This is a genomic window from Serratia sp. MMO-28, from assembly GCF_037199905.1.
Taxonomy (GTDB): Bacteria; Pseudomonadota; Gammaproteobacteria; order Enterobacterales; family Enterobacteriaceae; genus Chania; species Chania oryzae.
The window spans coordinates 1-225 of the sequence record NZ_JBBCVB010000134.1; the positions used below are offsets into that span (position 1 = coordinate 1).

The following is a 225-nucleotide window of genomic DNA, read 5'->3' on the forward strand; positions in this document are numbered from 1 at the left end:
GATGGCCCTGACGCGCTGGTGATTGCCACCGAGGCCAGCGCGGATGCCAACAAAAATCTGACGGCACAACTGACCGGGGTGGGCGGCATCGTGTTCGATGCCAGCAACGGGACGCTGACCGTCACCAATGGCCAGAACAGCTACACCGGCAGCACCACGGTCACCGGTGGCGATGTGCGGCTGGGCAGCAACACGGCCTTGGGGGCCACCTCACAGCTGACGGTC

Annotated in this window: 1 protein-coding gene; it reads left to right on the forward strand. The window is 65.3% G+C overall.

Annotated elements, in window-relative coordinates; all coding sequences use genetic code 11:
- A partial coding sequence (locus tag WG891_RS26880) for a hypothetical protein (RefSeq protein ID WP_337265137.1) occupies window positions 1-225 on the forward strand: 225 nt, incomplete at both ends.